The sequence below is a fragment of the Protofrankia sp. Cr1 genome, assembly GCF_963555865.1.
GTDB lineage: Bacteria > Actinomycetota > Actinomycetes > Frankiales > Frankiaceae > Protofrankia.
This window is the reverse complement of sequence record NZ_CAUVXO010000660.1, coordinates 1-1,467: the sequence shown is the minus strand read 5'-3', so window position 1 is coordinate 1,467 and position 1,467 is coordinate 1. Positions and strand designations below refer to the sequence as shown.

Sequence of the window (1,467 nt, the reverse complement as noted above, 5' to 3'; positions counted from 1 at the left end):
GGGTCTGGTACCCGCGGGGTCGGGCGGCGGCGTGACGGCTGAACTGGCGCCGACGGGATGAGCGTGCACGGGTGTGCGGCGGCGGTGACCGGTCCGCTGCCGATGGTCGTGCCGCTACGGAATCCGGTGGAGGACCTCGTCCTGCTGGTGCAGGCGGCACCGGAGATGGATGTGCGCTTGGTGGCGCACGCCCTCCGGTCGATCACCCGCAACGCGACCACGTCGGTGGAGGACCCGCGATGGCTGGCGCTGGTCGACGCGGTTGCCGAATGGGAGGCGGCTGGCCGTGCGCGTCGGGGCGAGACGGAGATCGCGGCCGCGGCTGCATATATCGATCAGGCGGCTCGGGCGTTGCTGTCCGCCCGCCGTCCACATACAGGGGGAGCACGATGAGCGGCGGCAAGACCGACAAGACCGACAAGACCGACAAGACCATGACGTACGCGAAGGAAGTAGGCGCGCGTCTGCGTGCGGTGAGGAACCAGCAGAGCCTGTCTTTGGCCGACGTGGAGGGGAAGTCGCACGGCCGGTGGAAGACCGCGGCGGTCGGCTCGTACGAGCGCGGCGACCGCATGGTCACCGTTCAGACGCTGTCGAGACTGGCCGAGTTCTACGGCGTCCCGATGTCGGCGCTGCTCCCCGGCGGGGAGCATGCGTCGGCCCGGGAGGCGGGCCCCCGGGTGATCCTGGATCTGGAGGTGCTGCTCCGCCCGGTCCGGCTGGCGGAGATGGCGGTGTTGCGTCGCTGGGTGGGGCGGATCCGCGGCGACAGAGGGGACTGGGCAGGACAGGTTCTGACGATCCGCGCCGATGACCTCTACTCCCTGGCCGTGATGCACGAGATGACCCCGGCCGAGTTCATGGACCAGCTCGCCGGGTGGGGTGTGCTTTACGCCCGTGGCGGTGATCGGGGATGAAGGAGCTGCGGCACTTCACCCATCCGGCATCCGGGATACTCCGCGCTCGCGGGATACCCCAGTACAGGGTTGCAAGATTGCTGAACTACAGCGTCAGCTACGTCTCCAACGTCCTCAACGGGCGCATCCAGCCATCGGCGGCGTTCCGGGCCGACCTTGCTTGTCTCCTGGCGCTTCGCGCGCAGGACCTGTTCCTGACCCCAGAGGAAGAGTGGGCGGCCCGCATGGTCTGGCTGCTGAAAGAAGCACCGCCGACGGCACGCGGCTTGGCCACTCGTATCGCCGCGCTGCTGGACCTGGTCGCGGTCCCGGCTGAGGAGGTGGCCGATGACGCGAAGCAGCCTGCGGCCTGACCTCCCCGACGAGGAGGAGATCTGGACGGCGATCGGCCAGCTGATCGCCGTACAGACCGCCACCGGCGGGCAGGCGACGTTCACCGTTCGGGAGCTCGCGCTGCGGTTCGATGTCGCCGACCGGGTGATCCTCGTCGCGCAGCTCGTCTCCTGGCGTAACGCCGGGCTGGTGCGCCATTTCGGCGCGGTGTGGGGTC

4 protein-coding genes are annotated in these 1,467 nt (G+C 69.3%); all 4 read left to right on the top strand.

From position 1 onward, the window contains the following. The first annotated feature begins 57 nt into the window (after positions 1-57). Positions 58-393 (top strand): hypothetical protein, encoded by a 336-nt coding sequence (locus U9980_RS27550; RefSeq protein WP_322770600.1) that lies wholly within the window; start codon positions 58-60, stop codon positions 391-393. Beyond that, the gene (locus U9980_RS27545; protein ID WP_322770599.1) at positions 390-917 is read left to right on the top strand and encodes a transcriptional regulator; all 528 of its coding nucleotides are present in this window, start codon (positions 390-392) and stop codon (positions 915-917) included. The genes U9980_RS27550 and U9980_RS27545 overlap by 4 nt, the downstream gene beginning before the upstream one ends. Next, positions 914-1,270, top strand: a complete 357-nt coding sequence (locus tag U9980_RS27540; RefSeq protein WP_322770598.1) for a helix-turn-helix transcriptional regulator — start codon at positions 914-916, stop codon at positions 1,268-1,270. Before U9980_RS27545 ends, U9980_RS27540 begins: the two co-directional genes overlap by 4 nt. Next, positions 1,245-1,467: hypothetical protein (locus U9980_RS27535; protein ID WP_322770597.1), on the top strand; the 223-nt coding region annotated here is incomplete at its 3' end. The genes U9980_RS27540 and U9980_RS27535, both read left to right, overlap by 26 nt.